This window comes from Streptomyces sp. CA-111067 (assembly GCF_050956065.1).
In the GTDB taxonomy this organism is placed as follows: domain Bacteria; phylum Actinomycetota; class Actinomycetes; order Streptomycetales; family Streptomycetaceae; genus Actinacidiphila.
Genome location: NZ_CP192103.1, coordinates 1,030,068 through 1,051,325, shown reverse-complemented (window position 1 = coordinate 1,051,325; position 21,258 = coordinate 1,030,068). Strand labels below are relative to the sequence as shown.

Sequence of the window (21,258 nt, the reverse complement as noted above, 5' to 3'; positions counted from 1 at the left end):
AAGAAGGTGGCAGCAGCCAAGAAGGGCCGCAGGTCCTCGGCGAGTCAGGGGTATCCCGGGCGCGCTCTGGCCGTGATCGTCATCGCCCTGGTGGCGCTGACCGGTGGGATGTTCCTGTCGGGCAACACCACCCCCCGGCTGGGTATCGACCTCGCCGGCGGTGTCAGCATCACGCTCACCGCCAAGGACGGTCAGGGCAGCGCGGTCACGAAGTCCAACATGAACACGGCCGTCAGCATCATCAACAACCGTGTCAACGGACTCGGCGTCTCCGAGGCGGAGGTGCAGACCCAGGGCTCGAAGAACATCATCGTCGACATCCCCAAGGGCACCGACGCCGCCGAGGCGGAGCAGCAGGTCGGCACCACCGCCAAGCTGTACTTCCGCCAGGTGCTGACCGAGCTCGACCCGAAGCCGGCCTCGGCGACCCCGACGCCCACCCCCAGCCCGTCCGGCAGTACGACCCCCACGCCGTCCGGCAGTGCGACGCCGAAGTCCACCGGCAGCGCCACCCCGTCGAGCACCGCTACGCCGACCGGCAGCGCCACCCCGCAGGGCAGGGCCGTCACCGACGCGCTGAAGTCCGGCGTGAACAAGGCGCCCACTCCGGTGCCGACCACCCCGCCGGCCGACACCACCACCCCGGACCCGAGCACCGGCGCCACCACCGCCCCGCAGGTCCCGGCCGCGCTCCAGGCCCAGCTGGAGAAGCTCGACTGCACCAACGAGACGCAGCGTGCCAAGCTCAGCGAGGCCAGCACGACGGCCAAGAACAGCGACCAGGTCGCCGCCTGCGGCAAGGGCAGCGACGGCAAGACCTGGATCAAGTACGCTCTCGGCCCGGTCCTGATCGACGGCAAGAACGTCACCAGTGCCAGCTCCAACTTCGACACCACCGGGGGCAACGGCTGGGTGGTGAACCTGAGCTTCAACTCCAAGGGCGCCGGCCAGTTCACCAGCGTGACGAAGAACCTCTCGTCGCAGCAGCCGCCGAACAACCAGTTCGCGATCGACCTCGACGGCACCGTGGTGTCCGCCCCGTCCGTCACCTCGACGCTGAGCGCCGGCAGCGCGGAGATCTCCGGCAGCTTCACCCAGAAGACCGCCGACGACCTGGCCAACCAGCTGAAGTACGGCTCGCTGCCGATCAACTTCCAGAAGTCAGACGTCACCACCGTCTCCGCCGCCCTGGGCGGCGAGCAGCTGCGTGGCGGCCTGATCGCCGGCGCCGTGGGCCTCGCCCTCGTCGTGCTCTACATGTTCGCGTACTACCGCGGCCTGAGCCTGGTGGCGCTGGCCAGCCTGGCGGTGTCGGGAGCGCTGACCTACACGCTGATGTGCCTGCTCGGTGAGGCGATCGGCTTCGCGCTGAACCTGCCGGCGGTCTGCGGCGCCATCGTGGCCATCGGTATCACCGCCGACTCGTTCATCGTGTTCTTCGAACGGATCAGAGACGAGTTGCGGGAGGGCCGCTCGCTGCAACCCGCGGTGGCCCGCGGCTGGCCGCGCGCCCGGCGCACCATCCTGGTGTCGGACTTCGTGTCCTTCCTGGCCGCCGCCGTGCTGTTCACAGTGACCGTCGGCAAGGTGCAGGGCTTCGCGTTCACCCTCGGCCTGACCACCCTGCTCGACGTGGTGGTGGTGTTCCTGTTCACCAAGCCGTTGATGACGATCCTGGCCCGCAAGCCGTTCTTCGCCCAGGGCCACAAGTGGTCCGGCCTCGACCCCAAGGCACTCGGTGTGAAGGCGCCGCTGCGCCGCGTCCGCCGGATGAGCAGCAGCTCCGAGACGAAGGAAGCCTGATGTCCAAGCTCGGCGATATCGGTCACCGGCTGCACCGCGGCGAGATCTCGTACGACTTCGTCGGCCACCGCAAGATCTGGTACGGCGTCTCGATCCTGATCACGATCGCGTCGATCGTCGGCCTGATCGTGAACGGGCTCACGCTCGGTATCGAGTTCTCCGGCGGCGCGGTGTTCACCACGCCGAAGACCTCGATCTCGGTCTCCGACGCGCAGCACAAGATCTCCGGTGACACCGCGGGTCACGACGCCACCGTGCAGAAGCTCGGCAACGGCGGCCTGCGGATCCAGGTCAGCGACATCGACACGGACGTCTCCCAGCAGGTCAAGACGAAGATCGCCACCGACCTCAACCTGCCTTCCGACAAGATCGACGCGGAGATCGTCGGCCCGAGCTGGGGCAAGGAGATCTCACAGAAAGCCCTGGAAGGTCTGATCATCTTCCTGGTGTTGGTGGTGATCTACCTCGCCATCGCCTTCGAGTGGCGGATGGCGGTCGCCGCACTGGTCGCGCTGCTGCACGACCTCACGATCACCACCGGCGTGTACGCCATCGTCGGCTTCGAGGTCACCCCGGGTACGGCGATCGGTCTGCTGACCATCCTCGGTTACTCCCTGTACGACACCGTCGTCGTCTTCGACGGCCTCAAGGAGGCCACGAAGGGGATCACCAAGCAGAACCGCTTCACGTACAGCCAGTTCGCCAACCGCAGCCTCAACGGGACCCTGGTGCGGTCGATCAACACCACGATCGTGGCGCTGCTGCCGGTCGGCGCGCTGCTGTTCATCGGCGGCGGCATCCTGGGCGCCGGCACGCTGAACGACATCGCGCTCGCGCTGTTCGTCGGTCTGACCGCCGGCGCGTACTCCTCGATCTTCATCGCGACCCCGATCGTGGCGGACCTCAAGGAGCGCGAGCCGCAGATGAAGGCGCTGCGCAAGCGGGTACTGGCCAAGCGCAACGCCGACGCGGCCAAGGCCGAGCAGGCCGCGGCCCGCGGCGAGGACCCGGCCGAGGGGCCGGAGGACGGCCACGGGGACGACGAGCCGGAGGACTCCCGGGCGGCGGCCGGTGTGGTCGGTCCGCGCGGGCAGGGCTCCGGGTCCACCGCCTCGCGTGCCACCCGCAGCCAGCCGGTCAACCGCAACAACCGCGGCGGCCGGAACCGGCCCTCGGGCAAGCGCCGCTGAGCACCCGCCGTCGCCGCCCGGTCCCTCCCGACCGGGCGGCGTCGGCATTTCGGCATCTCACCGAACAACGCACCGAACAACGCACCGAACGACGAGAGAAGCGTGATGAGCACCACGGAGACCGCGTCCGGCGAACTGCGGGACCTGCTGCTGGCCAGGATCCGGGACGTACCCGACTACCCGAAGCCCGGGGTGGTCTTCAAGGACATCACCCCGCTGCTCGCCGACCCGGTCGCCTTCAACGCCCTGGTCGACGCGCTGGCCGCGCTCTGCGCCGCGCACGGCGCCACCAAGGTCGTCGGCCTTGAGGCCCGCGGCTTCATCCTCGCCGCCCCGGCCGCCGCCCGCGCGCACCTGGGCTTCGTCCCGGTACGCAAGGCGGGCAAGCTGCCCGGAACCACCCTGGCGCAGACGTACGAGCTGGAGTACGGCAGCGCCGAGATCGAGGTGCAGGCCGACGCCTTCACCGACGCCGACCGGGTGCTGGTGATCGACGACGTGCTGGCCACCGGCGGCACCGCCGAGGCCTCGATCGAGCTGATCCGGCGCACCGGCGCCACCGTGGTGGGGCTGGCGGTGCTGCTGGAGCTGGGCTTCCTCGGCGGCCGCGAGCGGCTCGCCCCGGTGCTCACCGACACCCCGCTGGCAGCGCTCATCACCATCTGATCCACGCCGGTACGACCGCGCCGCAGGAGCGCCCGGCGGGCTGCCCCGCCCGCCTTCCGCCGCAGGTCGATACCATGGTAGATCCCACCCGTGTGAGGAGTGCTCTTGCCAGACGAGGCCCAGCCGGTCGACGCCGCAGAGGGGACGCAGACCCCTGCCGATGGCGGGGCGGTCGCGCCCCAGCCCGCCGCGGCGCCCGCCGTCCGGCCCGTACGCACCCCGGGCAGTGTCGCTCCGACGCGCCCCGGCGCCTCCTCCAGCCGGGTCAGGGCCCGGCTCGCCCGGCTCGGCGTGCAGCGCTCCAGCCCGTACAACCCGGTTCTCGAGCCGCTGCTGCGGGTCGTACGGGCCAACGACCCCAAGGGTGACAGCGCCAAGCTGCGGCAGATCGAGGCGGCCTACCAGGTCGCCGAGCGCTGGCACCGCGGCCAGAAGCGCAAGAGCGGCGACCCGTACATCACCCACCCGCTGGCCGTCACCACGATCCTGGCCGAGCTGGGCATGGACCCGGCCACGCTGATGGCCGGGCTGCTGCACGACACCGTCGAGGACACCGAGTACGGCCTCGAAGCGCTGCGCCGCGACTTCGGCGACCAGGTGGCGCTGCTGGTGGACGGCGTCACCAAGCTCGACAAGGTGAAGTTCGGCGAGGCCGCGCAGGCCGAGACGGTCCGCAAGATGGTCGTGGCGATGGCCAAGGACCCGCGGGTCCTGGTGATCAAGCTGGCCGACCGGCTGCACAACATGCGCACCATGCGGTACCTCAAGCGGGACAAGCAGGAGAAGAAGGCCCGCGAGACCCTGGAGATCTACGCGCCGCTGGCCCACCGGCTGGGCATGAACACCATCAAGTGGGAGCTGGAGGACCTGGCCTTCGCCATCCTCTACCCCAAGATGTACGACGAGATCGTCCGGCTGGTCGCCGAGCGCGCGCCCAAGCGGGACGAGTACCTGGCCGTGGTCACCGACCAGGTGCAGCAGGACCTGCGCGCCGCCCGGATCAAGGCCACCGTCACCGGCCGCCCCAAGCACTACTACAGCGTCTACCAGAAGATGATCGTCCGCGGCCGGGACTTCGCGGAGATCTACGACCTGGTCGGCATCCGGGTCCTGGTGGACACCGTCAGGGACTGCTACGCGGCGCTCGGCACGATCCACGCGCGATGGAATCCGGTCCCCGGCCGGTTCAAGGACTACATCGCGATGCCCAAGTTCAACATGTACCAGTCGCTGCACACCACGGTCATCGGCCCCAGCGGCAAGCCCGTCGAGCTGCAGATCCGCACCTTCGACATGCACCGCCGCGCCGAGTACGGCATCGCCGCGCACTGGAAGTACAAGCAGGAGGCGGTGGCCGGCGCCTCCAAGGTGCGCACCGACAGCCCGCGCTCGGACAAGAAGGACGACGCGGTCAACGACATGGCGTGGCTGCGCCAGCTGCTCGACTGGCAGAAGGAGACCGAGGACCCGGGGGAGTTCCTCGAGTCGCTGCGCTTCGACCTGTCGCAGAACGAGGTCTTCGTCTTCACGCCCAAGGGCGACGTGATAGCGCTGCCGGCCGGCGCCACCCCGGTGGACTTCGCCTACGCCGTGCACACCGAGGTCGGCCACCGCACCATCGGCGCCCGGGTCAACGGCCGGCTGGTGCCGCTCGAATCGACCCTGGACAACGGCGACCTGGTGGAGGTGTTCACCTCCAAGGCGGCCGGCGCCGGGCCGTCCCGCGACTGGCTGGGCTTCGTGAAGTCGCCGCGGGCCCGCAACAAGATCCGCGCCTGGTTCTCCAAGGAGCGCCGCGAGGAGGCCGTTGAGCAGGGCAAGGAAGCCATCGCCCGCGCGATGCGCAAGCAGAACCTGCCGATCCAGCGGGTGCTGACCGGTGACTCGCTGGTCACCCTGGCCCACGAGATGCGCTACCCGGACATCTCCGCGCTCTACGCGGCGATCGGCGAGGGGCACATCACCGCGCAGTCCGTGGTGCAGAAGCTGGTGGACGCGCTCGGCGGCGAGGACGGCGCGACCGAGGACATCGCCGAGGTCACCACGCCCTCGCAGGGCCGCACCAAGCGGCGGGCCAACGCCGACCCGGGCGTCATCGTCAAGGGCGAGACCGATGTGTGGGTGAAGCTGTCCCGCTGCTGTACGCCGGTGCCCGGCGACCCCATCATCGGCTTCGTGACCCGGGGCAACGGGGTGTCGGTGCACCGGGCGGACTGCGTCAACGTGGACTCGCTCTCGCAGCAGCCCGAGCGGATGATCGAGGTGGAGTGGGCGCCGACCCAGTCGTCGGTGTTCCTGGTCGCCATCCAGGTCGAGGCGCTGGACCGCTCCCGGCTGCTGTCGGATGTCACCCGGGTGCTCTCCGACCAGCACGTCAACATCCTGTCGGCCGCCGTACAGACCTCCCGCGACCGGGTGGCGACCTCCCGCTTCACCTTCGAGATGGGCGACCCCAAGCACCTGGGCCACGTCCTGAAGGCCGTCCGCGGCGTGGAGGGCGTCTACGACGTCTACCGGGTGACTTCCGGCCGGCAACGCTGAAAGCGCGGTTCCCCGCGCCCCTTTCGGGGCGCGGGGAACCGGGGCGGTCAAGGGGACGGAAGCGTCAGCCCCCGAACTCGCCCATTCCCTTGAGCGCGGCGTCGAGCAGCGCCTGCCGCCCGTCGAGCTCGGCCTGCAGCTTGTCCGCCTTGGCGGTGTTCCCGGCCGCCCGGGCCGCCTCGACCTGAGCGGCGAGCTTCTCCACCGCCGCCTGCAGCTGCCCGGTCAGCCCGGCCGCCCTGGCCCGCACCTCCGGGTTGGTGCGCTGCCACTCCGCTTCCTCGGTCTCCTGAAGCGTCCGCTCCACCGTGTGCATCCGCGCCTCGATCCGCGGCCTGGCGTCCCGCGGCACGTGCCCGACGGCCTCCCAGCGCTCGTTGATCGACCGGAACGCGGCCCTGGCGGCCTTGAGGTCCGTCACCGGCAGCAGTTTCTCCGCCTCGGTGACCAGCTCCTCCTTGCGGGTCAGGTTCTCCCGCTGCTCGCTGTCCCGCTCGGCGAACACCTCGGCGCGGGCGGCGAAGAAGACGTCCTGCGCGCCGCGGAAGCGGTTCCACAGGTCGTCCTCGGCCTCCCGCTGGGCGCGTCCGGCCGCCTTCCACTCCGCCATCAGCTCGCGGTAGCGGGCCGCGGTCGGGCCCCAGTCGGTCGAGGCCGACAGCGACAGCGCCTCGGTGACCAGCTTCTCCTTGGTCCGCCTGGCCTCCTCGCGCTGCGCGTCGAGCGACGCGAAGTGCGCCTTGCGGCGCTTGGAGAAGACCGAACGGGCGTGGCTGAAACGGTGCCACAGCTCGTCGTCGGCCTTGCGGTCGAGGCGCGGCAGGCCCTTCCAGGTGTCCACCAGCGCCCGCAGCCGCTCGCCCGCCGTGCGCCACTGCTCGCTCTCGGCGAGCTGCTCGGCCTCGGTGACCAGCTGCTCCTTGGCCGCCTTGGCCTCCTCGCTCTGCTTGGCCCTGGCGGCCTTGCGCTCCTCGCGCCGGGAGTCCACCAGCGCCACCAGCGCGTCCAGCCGGACGCCGAGCGCCGCCAGGTCGCCGACCGCGTGCGCCTCGGTGACCGACACCCGCAGGTGCTCGATCGCGGCCAGCGCGTCCTTGGGAGCGAGGTCGGTGGTCCGCACCCGCCGTTCGAGGAGGCCGATCTCCACGACGAGTCCCTCGTACTTGCGCTCGAAGTAGGCCAGGGCCTCCTGAGGAGAACCCGCCTGCCACGAACCGACCTCCTTCTCCCCGTCGGCCGTTCGCACGTACACGGTCCCCGTCTCATCGACGCGTCCCCACGGGTCGCTGCTCACAGCGCCTCCTCCACGTGATGCCCGGCCGGTCTCGGCTCACGGGCATCATTCACAGTGTCTCTCCGGCCGGGAAGTCCGCCGCCCCGACCGGCCCAACGCCAAGATAGGCGACCAGCGCCCCGACTGTCCGCATCCGATGCGGGCCTCATCAGGATTTGGTGACCGTCGCCTTGTTGATCACCACGGTGGCGTTCGGGGCTCCGTCTCCCTGCCCGCCGCTGTTGTCACCGGCCTTGGCGATCTTGTCGAGCACCTTCATGCCCGCGCTGCTGATCGTGCCGAACGGGGTGTAGCTCGGCGGCAGCGGGCTGTCCTTGTACACCAGGAAGAACTGGCTGCCGCCGGTGTGCGCCTGCCCGGTGTTGGCCATCGCGATCGTGCCCGCCGGGTAGGTGACCGGAGCGGTGGCGCTGCCCTTGCCGAACGCCGTCAGGTTCTCGTCCGGGATGGTGTAGCCGGGGCCGCCGCTGCCCGAGCCGGTCGGGTCGCCGCACTGCAGCACGTAGATGCCGGTGCTGGTCAGCCGGTGGCACTTGGTGTGGTCGAAGAAGCCCTTGTCGGCGAGGAACTTGAAGGAGTTCGTGGTGTCCGGCGCCTTGGCGGCGTTCAGCGCGATCGAGATGTCCCCGCAGGTGGTCTTGAGGTCGAAGGTGTACTTCGCGCTCTTGTCGATCGACAGCGCGGGCTCCTTCTTCCACTGCTGGGTGCCGGGCTTGCCGGCCGCCGGCTTGTCGCACGGGTCCGCCACGGGGGCCGCCGTGGTGGCCGGCGCCGAGGCCGACGGGGTGGCGCCCTTGGCCGCGTCCGTCTTCTTGTCGCTGCCGTCGAACGCCCCGGCGGCCCAGGAGATGCCGACCCCGGCCACCACGACCGCGACCACCGCGGCGATCACCGAGTTGCGGGTCCGCGACTTGCGCCGGGACTCCACCCGCCGCTCCTGCTGCCGCTCGAACTTCTCCCGGGCGAGCTGCCGCCGCCGCTGTTCCTTGGTGACCACTTCGCCGTCTCCCGGTCGTCTGTTATGTGAGTGCCGCGGATCTATGTGTGTGCCGCAGATCCTCGCGTTCCGCGGGCGTCCAGTCCAGTCCGCGACCGGCCTGATGCGGGCACGTTATACGGGCAACTTGTGGACGCGATACGCGTTCGCGACCGCCGCCTGCCCGCCGGTAGGCTCGTGGCGTCGAAACAATCGACCCTCACATCCCGAACCATCCGCGGACGACAGAAGGACGAACGTGCTCATTGCCGGGTTCCCCGCCGGGGCCTGGGGCACCAATTGTTATGTGGTCGCCCCCGCCGCCGGTGAGGAGTGCGTGGTCATCGACCCGGGTCACCGAGCGACCCAGGGCGTCGAGGACACGCTCGCCAAGCACCGACTCAAGCCCGTCGCCGTCATCCTCAGCCACGGCCACATCGACCACGTGGCCTCCGTCGTGCCCGTCTGCGGCGCCCACGACGTGCCCGCCTGGATCCACCCCGCGGACCGCTACATGCTGGACGACCCGGAGAAGGCGCTCGGCGCCTCCATCGGGCAGCAGCTGATGGGCGAGCTGACCGTGGGGGAGCCCGACGACCTGCGGGAGCTGTCCGACGGCGCCGGGCTGGCGCTGGCCGGTCTGGAGTTCTCCGTCGCGCACGCGCCCGGCCATACCAAGGGGTCGGTGACGTTCAGACTGCCGGAGGGCACCGACATCCCGTCGGTGCTGTTCTCCGGTGACCTGCTCTTCGCCGGCTCCGTCGGACGCACCGACCTGCCCGGCGGCTCCACTGCCGAGCTGTACGAGTCGCTGGCCCGCGTGTGCCTGCCGCTCGACGACTCGACCGTGGTGCTGTCAGGACACGGCCCCCAGACGACCATCGGCCGCGAGCGCGCCGCCAACCCCTACCTGGGCGAGGCGGCCCGCGGCCACGGAACCGGCGAGCCGGCTCCGCGACGAGGATTGTGACTGTTTCTGCCGTGAGTTCCTCTGTGAGCACCTTCCAGGCCCCCAAGGGCACCTACGATCTGCTGCCGCCCGACTCCGCTGTGTATCTGGCGGTCCGCGAGGCCATCGCCGCGCCCGCCCGCCGGGCCGGCTACGGCTACACCGAGACCCCCGGATTCGAGAAGGTCGAGCTGTTCTCCCGAGGCGTCGGCGAGTCCACCGACGTGGTGACCAAGGAGATGTACACCCTCACCACCCGGGGCGGCGACGAGCTGGCGCTGCGCCCCGAGGGCACCGTCTCGGTGCTGCGCGCGGCCCTGCAGGCCAACCTGCACAAGTCAGGCAACCTGCCGGTCAAGCTCTGGTACTCGGGCTCCTACTACCGCTACGAGCGCCCGCAGGCCGGCCGCTACCGGCACTTCTCCCAGGTGGGCGCCGAGGCGATCGGCGCCGAGGACCCGGCGCTCGACGCCGAGCTGATCATCCTGGCCGCCGACGCGTACAGCGCCCTCGGCCTGACCGGCGTCCGGCTGCTGATCAACTCGCTGGGCGACCGCGAGTGCCGCCCCGCCTACCGGGCGGCGCTGCAGGACTACCTGCGCGGCCTCGACCTGGACGAGGAGACCCGCAGGCGGATCGAGATCAACCCGCTGCGGGTGCTGGACGACAAGCGGGAGTCGGTGCAGAAGCAGCTCGCCGACGCCCCGCTGATCCGCGACCACCTGTGCGAGCCGTGCCGGCTGTACGACGAGCAGGTGCGCGCGATGTTGACCGGCGCGGGGGTGAATTTCACCGACGACCCGCGACTGGTGCGCGGCCTGGACTACTACACCCGGACCACCTTCGAGTTCGTGCACGACGGCCTGGGCTCGCAGTCCGCGGTCGGCGGCGGCGGGCGCTACGACGGCCTGTCGGAGATGATCGGCGGCCCGTCGCTGCCGTCGGTCGGCTGGGCGCTCGGCGTGGACCGCACGGTGCTCGCGCTGCGCGCCGAGGGGATCGAACTGGTCCTGCCGCCGACCACCGACATCTACGCCGTACCCCTCGGTGACCAGGCACGGGAGGTGCTTTTCGGCGCCGTCACCGCGCTGCGCAGGGCCGGGGTCGCCGCCGACTTCGCCTTCGGCGGCAAGGGTATGAAGAACGCCATGAAGTCCGCCGACCGCTCCGGCGCACGGTTCGCGCTGGTCGCGGGGGAGCGCGATCTGGCCGAGGGCGTGGTCCAGCTCAAGGACCTGGCCACCGGCGAGCAGGGCCCGGTCGCGGTCGACGAGATCGTCGTCACAGTCAAGGAGCGGCTGGCCTGAACCGGGCCGCGGGGTAGCTCGGACGAGGTACCGGGGCCGTCAGGACTTACCCCGTCCTGACGGCCCTGGTGCACAATGAGTGTGCCGCCAGACGGCCCAGAGCGACGCCCCGCCCCCACCCGCCCCAGCAGAGATCGGCGATCATGACGACTTCCGCGCTAGACGACCCGCGCACGGACGGCGGCAGCGAGCAGCGGCCCGCCGCCGACATCACTGCCGGCAAGGCGTTCAGCTGGCTGCTGCTGATCAGCGGCGCGCTCGGGCTGCTCGCCTCCTTCGTGATCACCAACGACAAGTTCGTCCTGCTCCAGAACACGGTCGACGGCAAGCCCACCCACTTCTCGTGCAGTCTGAACCCGGTCATCGCGTGCGGCACCGTGATGGAGAGCAAGCAGGCGCACGTCTTCGGCTTCCAGAACCCGCTGATCGGCCTGGTCGCCTACGGCGTGGTGATCTGCGTGGCGATGGCCGTGTTCGCCGGCGGCCGTTTCAAGCCGTGGTTCTGGTACGGGCTCCAGGCCGGCGGCCTGTTCGGCGTCGTCTTCATCTCCTGGCTCCAGTACCAGACGATCTACAACATCCACGCGGTGTGCCTGTGGTGCTGCCTGGCCTGGGTCGTCACCATCCTGATCTTCTGGTACACCGCCGTGCACAACGTCAAGCACGGCCTGATCAAGCTGCCGCCCAAGACCCGCGCGGCGGTGCTGGAGTTCCACTGGGTGGTGCCGGTGCTGTGGTACGGGATCATCGGCATGCTGATCCTGACCCACTTCTGGTACTACTGGAAGACCGTCATCTGACCGCTACAGCGGGGTGACGTAGGCGCCGGAGATGCCGCCGTCCACCAGGAACTCGGCCGCGGTGATGAAGCTCGCGTCGTCGCTGGCCAGGAAGGCCACCGCGGCGGCGATCTCGGTGGCCTCGGCGAACCGGCCGAGCGGGATGTGCACCAGCCGCCGGGCCGCCCGCTCCGGGTCCTTGGCGAACAGCTCGCGCAGCAGCGGGGTGTTCACCGGCCCGGGGCACAGCGCGTTCACCCGGATCCCCTCCCGGGCGAACTGCACGCCCAGCTCCCTGGTCATCGCCAGCACCCCGCCCTTGGACGCGGTGTAGGAGATCTGCGAGGTGGCCGCGCCCAGCACCGCCACGAAGGACGCGGTGTTGATGATCGCCCCCTTGCCCTGCCGCCGCATGAACGGCAGCGCCGCCTTGCAGCACAGGAACACCGAGGTCAGATTGGTCTCCTGGACCCGCCGCCAGGCGTCCAGGCCGGTGGTGAGGATCGAGTCGTCCTCCGGCGGTGAGATCCCCGCGTTGTTGAACGCGATGTCCACCGAGCCGTAGGTGTCGTACGCGGCCTGGAACAGCGCGTCCACCTGGCCGGGGTCGGTGACGTCGGCCGGTACGAAGATCCCGCCGGTCTCCCGGGCCGCCGCCTCGCCGGCCGCCGCGTCGATGTCGGCGGCGACGACCCTGGCGCCCTCGTCGGCGAGCCGGCGCGCGGTGGCCAGGCCGATCCCGCTGCCCGCCCCGGTGATCACCGCGGTACGGCCGACGAGCCGGCGGCACACCGGCTGCTCGCCGGGCTGCGGCCCGGTCGTGGTGCTGGTGTCCGGCATCTGCTGCTACTCCTCGGTGGCGATGAAGACGTTCTTGGTCTCGGTGAAGGCCGCCAGCGCGTCCGGGCCGAGCTCACGGCCGAGCCCGGACTGCTTGAAGCCGCCGAACGGCGTCCAATAGCGCACGCTGCTGTGTGAGTTGACCGACAGGTTGCCCGCCGCGACACCGCGGGCCATCCGCACCGCCCTGGACAGGTCCCGGGTCCACACCGAGCCGGACAGGCCGTACGGGGTGGCGTCGGCCAGCCGCAGCGCGTCCGCCTCGTCGGTGAACGGCAGCAGCACCGCGACCGGTCCGAAGACCTCCTCCACGGCGACCGGGGCGGCCGGGTCGGCGGGTGCCAGCACCGTCGGCGGGTACCAGAAGCCCGGGCCCTGCGGCGCGCCGCCCCGGGCCACCACCGGCAGGTCATCGGTCACATAGCCCTGGACCCGGCGCAGTTGGGCCGCCGAGATCAGCGGCCCCATCGTGGTCGCCGGATCGGCCGGGTCGCCCACCACGACCGACTCCACCGCCCGCGCCAGCAGTTCGGCGAACCGGTCGTAGACCTCGCGCTGCACCAGGATGCGGGTCCGCGCACAGCAGTCCTGGCCGGCGTTGTCCACGAACGCCAGCGGGTCGGCGGCGCGGGCCAGATCGGCGTCGGCGAAGACGATGTTCGGGCTCTTGCCGCCCAGTTCGAGGGTGAGCCGCTTCACCTGCCGGGCGCACTGCCCCATGATCCGGCGGCCCACCGCGCCGGAGCCGGTGAAGACGATCTTGCGGACGTCCGGGTGCTCCACCAGCCGCGCGCCGGTGACCGGGCCGGTCCCGGGCAGCACCTGGAACAGCCCCTCGGGAAGCCCTGCCGCCAGGGCGAGTTCGGCCAGCCGCAGCGCGGTCAGCGGGGTGGTCTCGGCGGGCTTGAGCAGCACCGCGTTGCCCGCCGCGAGCGCCGGAGCCGCGCCCCAGGCGGCGATCGGCATCGGGAAGTTCCACGGCACGATCACCCCGACCACGCCGATCGGCTCGTGGAAGGTCAGGTCGAGTCCGCCGGCCACCGGGATCTGCCGGCCGCTCAGCCGCTCGACGCCGCCGGCCGCGTACTCCAGCAGATCCCGCACATTGCCCGCCTCCCAGCGGGCGTTGCCGACCGTGTGCCCGGCCTCCCGCACCTCCAGGGCGGCCAGTTCCTCGATCCGGCCGTCCACCTCGGCGGCGAACCGCCGCAGCAGCCGGGCCCGTTCGCCCGGCGCGAGCGCCGCCCAGCCGCGCTGAGCGCGCACCGCGGCGGCCACCGCCGCGTCCACCTCCTCGGGCCGGGTCGCGGCCACGGTGGCGATCACCTCGCCGGTGGCGGGATTGCGTACGTCGAGCTGGCCGGTCTCCGGTCGTGTCACATCGGCGGTGTCGGTCACGTCGGCGGGTCCCCTACATCCGTTCGAAGGAGCGGAACCGCTCCCAGTCCGTGACGTCGGTGTCGAACGCCTGCTGCTCGACCCTGGCCATGTTGGCGTAGTGCGCGACGACCTCGGCGCCGAACGCCTCCTCGGCCAGCGCGCTGGCCGACCACAGCTCGGCGGCCTCGCGGAGCGAGCCCGGCACCCGGGGGTGGTCGGCGGTGTAGGCGTTGCCGGTGCACGGCTCGGGCAGCTCCAACTCCTGCTCGACGCCGTGCAGTCCGGCCGCCACCATGGCGGCCACCGCGAGGTACGGGTTCACGTCGCCGCCCGGCACCCGGTTCTCCAGCCGCAGCGACGGGCCGTGGCCGACCACCCGCAGCCCGCAGGTGCGGTTGTCGAAGCCCCAGGCCACCGCGGTCGGCGCGAAGGAGCCTTCCCTGAACCGCTTGTAGGAGTTGATGTTCGGCGCGAGGAACAGCGAGAAGTCCCGCATGGCGGCGAGCTGCCCGGCCAGGAAGTGCCGCATGGTCGCGGACATCCCGCTCGGATCGGCGTCGTCGGCCATCAGCGGCCGGCCGCTGTCGTCGCGCAGCGACAGGTGGATGTGGCAGGAGTTGCCCTCGCGCTGGTCGTACTTGGCCATGAAGGTGACCGCCAGGCCCTCCTGCGCGGCGATCTCCTTGGCGCCGGTCTTGTAGACGCTGTGCTGGTCGCAGGTGGTCAGCGCCTCGTCGTAGCGGAACACCACCTCGTGCTGGCCGAGGTTGCACTCGCCCTTCGCCGACTCCGGGGTCAGGCCCGCGCCCGCCATGTCGTTGCGCAGCCGGCGCAGCAGCGGCTCCACCCGGGAGGTGGCCAGCACGGAGTAGTCGGCGTTGTACTGGTTGGCCGGGGTCAGCCCGCGGTAGCCGCGCTCCCACGCCTGCTCGTAGGTGTCCCGGAAGACCAGGAACTCCAGCTCGGTGCCCGCGTGCGCGCTCCAGCCGCGGGCCGCCAGCCGTTCCAGCTGGAGCCGCAGGATCTGCCGCGGCGAGGCGGTGACCGGGCTGCCGTCGTGCCAGGCCAGATCCGCGAGCATCAGCGCGGTGCCGTCCTGCCACGGGATCCGGCGCAGCGTGGCCGGGTCGGGGAGCAGCGCGAAGTCGCCGTAGCCGCGCTCCCAGGAGGACATCGCGTAGCCGTCCACGGTGTTCAGGTCCACGTCGACGGCCAGCAGGTAGTTGCAGCCCTCGGCGCCGTGCGGGAGGACCTCGTCCAGGAAGAACGGGGCGGCGAAGCGTTTGCCCTGCAGGCGGCCCTGCATGTCGGTGAACGCGAGCACGACGGTGTGGATGTCGCCCGCGTCGACGAGGGGGCGCAGCGCGCTGACGGACAGGGCGGGGGTGCGTTCTTGCACGGGGTCCCTCTCGGAGAGGCGCATGGACCTGCAACGTATCTTTCCCCACCCCCGTCCGCCCCACCCTCACCCCGCCGGGCGGGTCGCCCCCGGCCAGGACGCGGCCGGTCAGGGCCGCGGGGGTGTCAGTGGCAGGACATAGGCTGCACGGTGTGGAGCCTGATCTGTTTACCGCAGCCGCTGAGGATCGCCGGGAGCGCGACCCCGGCGCCAGCCCGCTCGCCGTGCGGATGCGGCCGCGGACGCTGGATGACGTCGTGGGGCAGCAGCACCTGCTGCGGCCGGGATCGCCGCTGCGGCGGCTCGTGGGGGACGGCGGCGGGCCGGCCGGGCCGTCCTCGGTGATCCTGTGGGGGCCGCCCGGTACGGGCAAGACCACCCTGGCCTACGTGGTCAGCAAGGCCACCGACAAGCGCTTCGTCGAGCTCTCCGCCATCACCGCCGGGGTCAAGGAAGTGCGCGCGGTCATCGAGAGCGCCAAGCGCCAGTCCGGCGGCTACGGCCGCGACACTGTGCTGTTCCTCGACGAGATCCACCGTTTCAGCAAGGCCCAGCAGGACTCCCTGCTGCCCGCCGTGGAGAACCGCTGGGTCACCCTGATCGCCGCCACCACCGAGAACCCCTACTTCTCGGTGATCTCCCCGCTGCTCTCCCGCTCCCTGCTGCTGACCCTCGAACCGCTCACCGACGACGACCTGCGCGGTGTGCTGGCCCGCGCACTGACCGACGAGCGTGGGCTGGCCGGCGCGGTCACCCTGCCCGAGGACACCGAGGCGCACCTGCTGCGGATCGCCGGCGGCGACGCCCGCCGCGCGCTGACCGCCCTGGAGGCCGGCGCCGGCTCGGCGATCTCCAAGGGCGAGGAGACCATCACGCTGGCCACCCTGGAGGAGTCGGTCGACCGCGCCGCGGTGGCCTACGACCGGGACGGCGACCAGCACTACGACGTGGCCAGCGCCCTGATCAAGTCCATCCGCGGCTCGGATGTGGACGCGGCCTTGCACTACCTGGCCCGGATGATCGACGCCGGCGAGGACCCGCGCTTCATCGCCCGCCGGCTGATGATCTCGGCCAGCGAGGACATCGGCCTGGCCGACTCCACCGCGCTGCCGACCGCGGTCGCCGCCGCGCAGGCCGTCGCCATGATCGGTTTCCCCGAGGCGTCGCTGATCCTCAGCCACGCCACCATCGCCCTGGCGCTGGCGCCCAAGTCCAACGCGGCCACCAAGGCGATCGGCGCCGCGCTGGACGACGTACGGACCGGCAAGGCCGGACCGGTGCCGCCGCATCTGCGCGACGGCCACTACAAGGGCGCGGCCAAGCTCGGCCACGCCCAGGGGTACGTGTATCCGCACGATGTGCCCGGCGCCATCGCCGCCCAGGACTACCTGCCGGAGGAGTTGCAGGGCCGCCGCTACTACACCCCGACCCGGTACGGGGCCGAGGCCCGGTATTTCGACGTACTGGAACGGGTCAGGGAGCGGCTGTCCGGCAAGGGCGAACGGAGCGGCGAGGGCGAGTGACGGGCGCGCCCGGCCGCGCGGTCAGGAGTCCCTGGCCGCCGCGAACAGCGCCCGCATCGACCGCCGGGCCTCCTCGAGACCGGCCACCGGCTCGGGGAAGTCGAAGCGCGCGTCGAAGCTCCGGCCGCCGCCGCTGAACCGCACCCGCAGCCCGAACCGGTCGAGCCCCAGCGGCACGGCTCTGATCCCGGCCGCTTCCCCCTCCCCGTCCCCGTCCTCGGTCCCGCAGACCGCGGCCCCGTACCCGCCGACCAGCCCGCACAGCAGATGCACCTCGGCGCTGTGCGCGGCGGCCAGGTGCTGGAGGAGTTCCGCCTCGTAGCCGGCCAGCGGGTCGGGCTCCGCCGCGGCGAACTCGTCGGGGTCCACCAGCGCGCAGCCCCACAGGTCGTCCAGCGAGATCTCGCCGACCTCCAGACGTACCAGCTCGGTACCGGCCTCGAACGCGCCGCCCGGCACTCCGGTCAGCCAGCCCGCGACGCTCGCCCTGCCGCGGATCCGGTGCGGCACCGCGACCGGCGCCACGTCGGTGATCTCCAGCACAGCCCCGACCTCGTCGTCCGCCGCGTGCCGCACCGCCCGTGACACCGGCGAGTCCCGTCCGAACAGCAGGAAGACATCGCCCTCGGGGCCGATCGACCGTCGCAGCGGCACCAGCGGCTCGGCCGGCGCGGGGCGCAGACCAGGAATGACCAGTGCGAGGGACGAGTTATTCTCGACGAGAGTGCGCGCGCGTTCGGCGGCCGATGGCTGCCGGGGCGCTTCTTCCTCTTCGGGGCGCGGCTGACCGTGGTCCAGCGGGCTCGACAGCTCGGACACGGGGTTCCCGGGTCGAATCATGCGTTCTCCTCAGCTAAGGTAAGCCTTACCTAATTTACACGGAGGTTCGACGCACGTGAATCAGTCGCGTCCCAAGGTCAAGAAGTCACGGGCGCTGGGCATCGCGCTCACCCCGAAGGCGGTCAAGTATTTCGAGGCCCGCCCCTACCCGCCGGGTGAGCACGGCCGTGGCCGCAAGCAGAACAGCGACTACAAGACCCGGCTGCTGGAGAAGCAGCGGCTGCGTGCGCAGTACGACATCAGCGAGCGCCAGATGCAGCGCGCGTACGACCGCGCGAAGAAGGTCTCGGGCAAGCGCACCGGCGAGGCGCTGATCATCGAGCTGGAGCGGCGGCTGGACGCGCTGGTGCTGCGCGCGGGCCTGGCCCGGACGATCTACCAGTCCCGGCAGATGGTCGTACACGGCCACATCGAGGTGAACGGCCGCAAGGTGGACAAGCCGTCGTTCCGGGTGAGCCCCGAGGACGTCGTGCAGGTCCGCGAGCGCTCGCGGGAGAAGACGCCGTTCGCTGTCGCCCGTGAGGGCGGCTGGGCCGGCGAGGGTGAGGGCCCCCGCTACCTCCAGGTCAACCTGCAGGCCCTGGCGTTCCGCCTGGACCGCGACCCGAACCGCAACGAGATCCCGGTGATCTGCGACGAGCAGCTCGTCGTGGAGTACTACGCCCGCTGACCTTTGCGGCTCCGCCGCGTGGGCGCGAGCGGGCCGCCCCGGCATCACCAGGGGCGCGGGGCTGTTGTTGATCTGCGGCTCCGCCGCGTGGGCGCGAGCGGGCCGCTTTTCAGGGGCGCGGGGAACTGCGCGACAAGCCGAGACGGTGGCGCGCTTTACCACCGGCCCGAAGGGGCACTCTCTGTTGTTTCCCGACCACCGGCCGGTGGTGGGCTGGTGGCGCAGTTCCCCGCGCCCCTATTGAAGCCGGGAGCGGTCCGCTCACGAGCCCCGCGCGCCTACGGGGTTAGTCCTGGCTGGGAGCGCACACGCGGCGGCAGCCGCAAATCGACAGCAGCCCCGCGCCCCTTACGGGGCGCGCCCATGGCCGGGGGCCGGTGGAGGGCGCGGTGGACCGCGGCGTCCAAGGGAAGCCTCGCGCCCTCCGTGAGCGCCGCCGCGTACCGGGTGTCGCCCAACTCCGCCCGCACCCGCTCCTCGCACACCGTGTGCGGCGCGTTGAAGTGGCGCGAGCCGAAGAGCCGCAGCCCCACCGACTCCCACAGCCGTCCCGCCGCGCCCTGCAGGACCGCGGCCTCATGGGGCGCGCCCTCGCTCTCGGTGACCAGCGCCAGCAGTTCGAGCGCGAGCACCGTGCCGACCAGGTCGTTGAACGTGTGGTCGATCAGCAGCGCCTCCTCCGCGAGCCGCCTGGCCGGGCCGAAGTCGTCGGCCAGCCAGGCCGCGTAACCGAGTACGTAGAGCGCGTACGCCAGGGTCCAGCGCTCGCCGTGGTCCCGGCAGATCTCCCTGACCTCCTCGGCCAGCCGCACCGCGTGCTCCAGATCGCCCTGGAAGGCCACCGCCATCGCCAGCTCGACCTGGCCCATCAGCACGTTGCTGTTCAGCTCGCCGATCTGCCGGTAGCGGGCCAGCGCGTCGCCGATGAAGGTCTCGGCGCGCTGCATGTCGTCCGACACCAGCGCCAGGCAGCCCAGCCGGTGCACCGCGTACGCCTCGGCCACCGCGTTCTCGGTGGCCACCGCCTCGGTGCGGCAGTCCTGGAGCACGCCGAGCGCCACCGTCGAGTCGCCCTGGAGCAGCGTCACATAGCCGTACACCCACATCACCTTGGCCCGCGCCTGCGACGGCCCGGGCGCCAGGTCGAGCGCGCGCTCCAGCCAGTGCCTGCCCTCCGCGAGCCGCCCGCAGCCCACCCAGCAGAACCACAGCGTGCCCGCCAGGTACTGGCCGACCGCCGGGTCCTCCGGCGGCTCGCCGACGGCGCCGTCGATGCTGAACTCCAGCGCGAGCCGCAGGTTGGACAGGTCGGCCGCCACCCGGGCGGCGACCTCCGCCTGCCGGGGGCCGAACCAGTCGAGCTCGCACCAGGTGGCGAGGCCCAGGTACCAGTCCCGGTGCCTGCGCCGCATCCGCAGCTGATCGCCGAGCGCGGCCAGCCAGCCGGCGCCGTACTCCCGTACGGTCTCCAGCATCCGGTAGCGCACCTGCCCGTCGGTGCCCTCCTCGCGGGCCAGTACCGACTGGGCGACCAGTTCCGCGACGGTCTCGGCGATCCGGTCCTCGGGCAGCCCGCTGCCGGCGCAGACGTACTCCACCGCCTCCAGGTCGAAGCGGCCGGCGAAGACCGACAGCCGCGCCCACAGCAGCCGCTGGGCGGGCGTGCACAGTTCGTGGCTCCAGCCGATCGTGGTGCGCAGCGTCCGGTGCCGTTCGGGGGCCGACGGATCGCCGCCGGTCAGCAGCCTGAACCGGTCGGCGAGCCGGTCGAGCACCTGCTCCACCGACAGCGCGCGGAGCCGGACCGCCGCCAGTTCCAGGGCCAGCGGCAGCCCGTCGAGCCGGCCGCACAGTTCGGCGACCGCCGCCGCGTTGGACTCGGTCACCGCGAATCCCGGCAGCACCTCGGCGGCCCGTTCGGCGAACAGCCGCACCGCGTCGGTGGCCGCCGCCAGCGGTTCCAGCGGCAGCAGCCGCTCGCCGGTGATGCCGAGCGGCCGGCGGCCGGCCGCGAGCACCCGCAGGCCGGGTGCCCGGCGCAGCAACTCCGCGACCAGTTCCGCGCACTGCTCGGAGAGCCGGTCGAACCCGTCGAGCACCAGCAGCAGTTCGCGGCCGGCCAGGTGCTCGGTGAGCGCCACCCGCGGGCCGCGCATGGTGTGGTCGGCCACCTCCAGCGCCTCGGCCACGCCGTGGGCCAGCAGCGCGGGATCGCCCAGGTCGGTCAGCTCCACCAGCCACACACCGTCGGGGAAACGGTCCTGCACCTGCCGGGCGGCGCGCACCGCGAGCCGGGTCTTGCCCACACCCCCGGTGCCGGTGACCGTGGTCAGCCGCGAGCGCGTCAACAGCCCGGCCAGCTCCGCCAGTTCGGCGTCCCGGCCGATGAAGCCGGTGAGCTCGGCCGGGAGATTACCCGCAGTCTCCATGGTGCACGGAGCGTACTTGAAGGTGTGCGGAACGTAAAATCCGACGATGGACCCCTGGTAATCCACCGCGGATCTGCTATGACAGCCGCCCCGGCAGGTGCGAACCCCCTTCGTCCGGCGCCCACCTGGACGCCCGCGCCCGCCACGCGTGAGAGCGGTGCGGCGGCCCAGGTCCGGCGCGATAAGGTCGGTAGTCAATCGACGTGGTGATGGAGAGGGAGATCGGCAACGTGTCCGGTGGAGAGGTGGCCGGCCTCATCGTGGCGGTCTTCTGGGCGATCCTGGTGTCGTTCCTGGCCGTCGCGCTGGTACGGCTCGCCCAGACGCTCAGGCGCACCACCGAGCTGGTGGCGGCGGTCACCGAGCAGGCCGTGCCGCTGCTCGGCGAGGCGTCCGAGGCGCTGCGCAGCGCCCACACCCAGCTGGACCGGGTCGAGACCATCACCTCCGACGTGGCAGAGGTGACCGCCAACGCCTCCGCGCTGTCCTCCACCGTGGCCTCCACCTTCGGCGGCCCGCTGGTGAAGGTCGCCGCCTTCGGCTACGGCGTGCGCCGCGCGGTGGGCCTGCAGGCCCGCGGCGCCGGCCGCGCCCGTACCGGCGGCACACCGCCAGGCCCGGTGCTGCCCGCCGCCCGGCGCCGCGGCCGTCGCAACCGCTCGAAGGACTGAG

At 71.5% G+C, this 21,258-nt stretch carries 17 protein-coding genes; 10 read left to right on the top strand and 7 right to left on the bottom strand.

Features of this window, described 5'->3' with window-relative positions; all coding sequences use genetic code 11:
• The first annotated feature begins 6 nt into the window (after window positions 1-6).
• The 4 genes from secD to ACQPW6_RS04475 all read left to right on the top strand — a co-directional run bounded on the left by secD (window position 7) and on the right by ACQPW6_RS04475 (window position 6,200).
• Window positions 7-1,803, top strand: coding sequence for a protein translocase subunit SecD (secD, locus tag ACQPW6_RS04490; RefSeq protein WP_433888218.1), 1,797 nt, complete (start codon window positions 7-9; stop codon window positions 1,801-1,803).
• On the top strand, window positions 1,803-2,993 hold the full coding sequence (gene secF, locus ACQPW6_RS04485) for a protein translocase subunit SecF (RefSeq protein WP_433888217.1): 1,191 nt from the start codon (window positions 1,803-1,805) through the stop codon (window positions 2,991-2,993). Before secD ends, secF begins: the two co-directional genes overlap by 1 nt.
• Window positions 2,994-3,095: 102 nt before the next feature.
• Window positions 3,096-3,659, top strand: coding sequence for an adenine phosphoribosyltransferase (locus ACQPW6_RS04480; RefSeq protein WP_433888216.1), 564 nt, complete (start codon window positions 3,096-3,098; stop codon window positions 3,657-3,659).
• Between the two features lie 105 nt (window positions 3,660-3,764).
• Window positions 3,765-6,200, top strand: a complete 2,436-nt coding sequence (locus ACQPW6_RS04475; RefSeq protein WP_433888215.1) for a RelA/SpoT family protein — start codon at window positions 3,765-3,767, stop codon at window positions 6,198-6,200.
• 64 nt (window positions 6,201-6,264) lie between these two features.
• Here the strand turns inward: ACQPW6_RS04475 and ACQPW6_RS04470 are convergent, their stop codons facing one another.
• Window positions 6,265-7,494: a DUF349 domain-containing protein gene (locus ACQPW6_RS04470; RefSeq protein WP_433888214.1), complete on the bottom strand. Its 1,230-nt coding sequence runs from the start codon at window positions 7,492-7,494 to the stop codon at window positions 6,265-6,267.
• 148 nt (window positions 7,495-7,642) lie between these two features.
• Window positions 7,643-8,491, bottom strand: a complete 849-nt coding sequence (locus tag ACQPW6_RS04465) for a peptidylprolyl isomerase (protein ID WP_433888213.1) — start codon at window positions 8,489-8,491, stop codon at window positions 7,643-7,645.
• A gap of 238 nt (window positions 8,492-8,729) precedes the next feature.
• On the opposite strand from ACQPW6_RS04465, the gene ACQPW6_RS04460 reads away from it, so the two are divergent.
• The 3 genes from ACQPW6_RS04460 (at window position 8,730) to ACQPW6_RS04450 (ending at window position 11,526) form a co-directional block, all read left to right on the top strand.
• A complete protein-coding gene (locus ACQPW6_RS04460; RefSeq protein ID WP_433888212.1) occupies window positions 8,730-9,440 on the top strand; it encodes an MBL fold metallo-hydrolase in 711 nt (236 codons plus the stop codon).
• 23 nt (window positions 9,441-9,463) lie between these two features.
• A complete protein-coding gene (gene hisS / locus ACQPW6_RS04455) occupies window positions 9,464-10,726 on the top strand; it encodes a histidine--tRNA ligase (protein WP_433894419.1) in 1,263 nt (420 codons plus the stop codon).
• 143 nt (window positions 10,727-10,869) lie between these two features.
• Window positions 10,870-11,526: a vitamin K epoxide reductase family protein gene (locus ACQPW6_RS04450; RefSeq protein ID WP_433888211.1), complete on the top strand. Its 657-nt coding sequence runs from the start codon at window positions 10,870-10,872 to the stop codon at window positions 11,524-11,526.
• A 3-nt stretch (window positions 11,527-11,529) separates the two neighbouring features.
• Here ACQPW6_RS04450 and ACQPW6_RS04445 read toward each other — a convergent pair whose 3' ends face one another.
• From ACQPW6_RS04445 to ACQPW6_RS04435, 3 genes are read right to left on the bottom strand one after another with little or no spacing between them, the layout of a single operon-like run.
• Window positions 11,530-12,345 (bottom strand): 3-oxoacyl-ACP reductase, encoded by an 816-nt coding sequence (locus ACQPW6_RS04445; protein ID WP_433888210.1) that lies wholly within the window; start codon window positions 12,343-12,345, stop codon window positions 11,530-11,532.
• A 6-nt stretch (window positions 12,346-12,351) separates the two neighbouring features.
• On the bottom strand, window positions 12,352-13,743 hold the full coding sequence (locus tag ACQPW6_RS04440; RefSeq protein WP_433888209.1) for an aldehyde dehydrogenase family protein: 1,392 nt from the start codon (window positions 13,741-13,743) through the stop codon (window positions 12,352-12,354).
• A gap of 13 nt (window positions 13,744-13,756) precedes the next feature.
• Window positions 13,757-15,124: a glutamine synthetase family protein gene (locus tag ACQPW6_RS04435; RefSeq protein WP_433888208.1), complete on the bottom strand. Its 1,368-nt coding sequence runs from the start codon at window positions 15,122-15,124 to the stop codon at window positions 13,757-13,759.
• Window positions 15,125-15,276: 152 nt separating this feature from the next.
• Between ACQPW6_RS04435 and ACQPW6_RS04430 the strand changes: the two genes are divergently transcribed.
• A complete protein-coding gene (locus ACQPW6_RS04430) occupies window positions 15,277-16,647 on the top strand; it encodes a replication-associated recombination protein A (RefSeq protein ID WP_433888207.1) in 1,371 nt (456 codons plus the stop codon).
• Between the two features lie 21 nt (window positions 16,648-16,668).
• Here ACQPW6_RS04430 and ACQPW6_RS04425 read toward each other — a convergent pair whose 3' ends face one another.
• Window positions 16,669-17,487 (bottom strand): DUF2470 domain-containing protein, encoded by an 819-nt coding sequence (locus ACQPW6_RS04425; protein WP_433888206.1) that lies wholly within the window; start codon window positions 17,485-17,487, stop codon window positions 16,669-16,671.
• Between the two features lie 55 nt (window positions 17,488-17,542).
• On the opposite strand from ACQPW6_RS04425, the gene rpsD reads away from it, so the two are divergent.
• A complete protein-coding gene (gene rpsD, locus ACQPW6_RS04420) occupies window positions 17,543-18,157 on the top strand; it encodes a 30S ribosomal protein S4 (protein WP_433888205.1) in 615 nt (204 codons plus the stop codon).
• A gap of 278 nt (window positions 18,158-18,435) precedes the next feature.
• Here the strand turns inward: rpsD and ACQPW6_RS04415 are convergent, their stop codons facing one another.
• Complete coding sequence (locus ACQPW6_RS04415) at window positions 18,436-20,586, bottom strand: ATP-binding protein (RefSeq protein WP_433888204.1); 2,151 nt, start codon at window positions 20,584-20,586, stop codon at window positions 18,436-18,438.
• Between the two features lie 230 nt (window positions 20,587-20,816).
• Between ACQPW6_RS04415 and ACQPW6_RS04410 the strand changes: the two genes are divergently transcribed.
• A complete protein-coding gene (locus ACQPW6_RS04410; RefSeq protein WP_433894418.1) occupies window positions 20,817-21,257 on the top strand; it encodes a DUF948 domain-containing protein in 441 nt (146 codons plus the stop codon).
• The last annotated feature ends 1 nt before the right edge of the window (window position 21,258 follow it).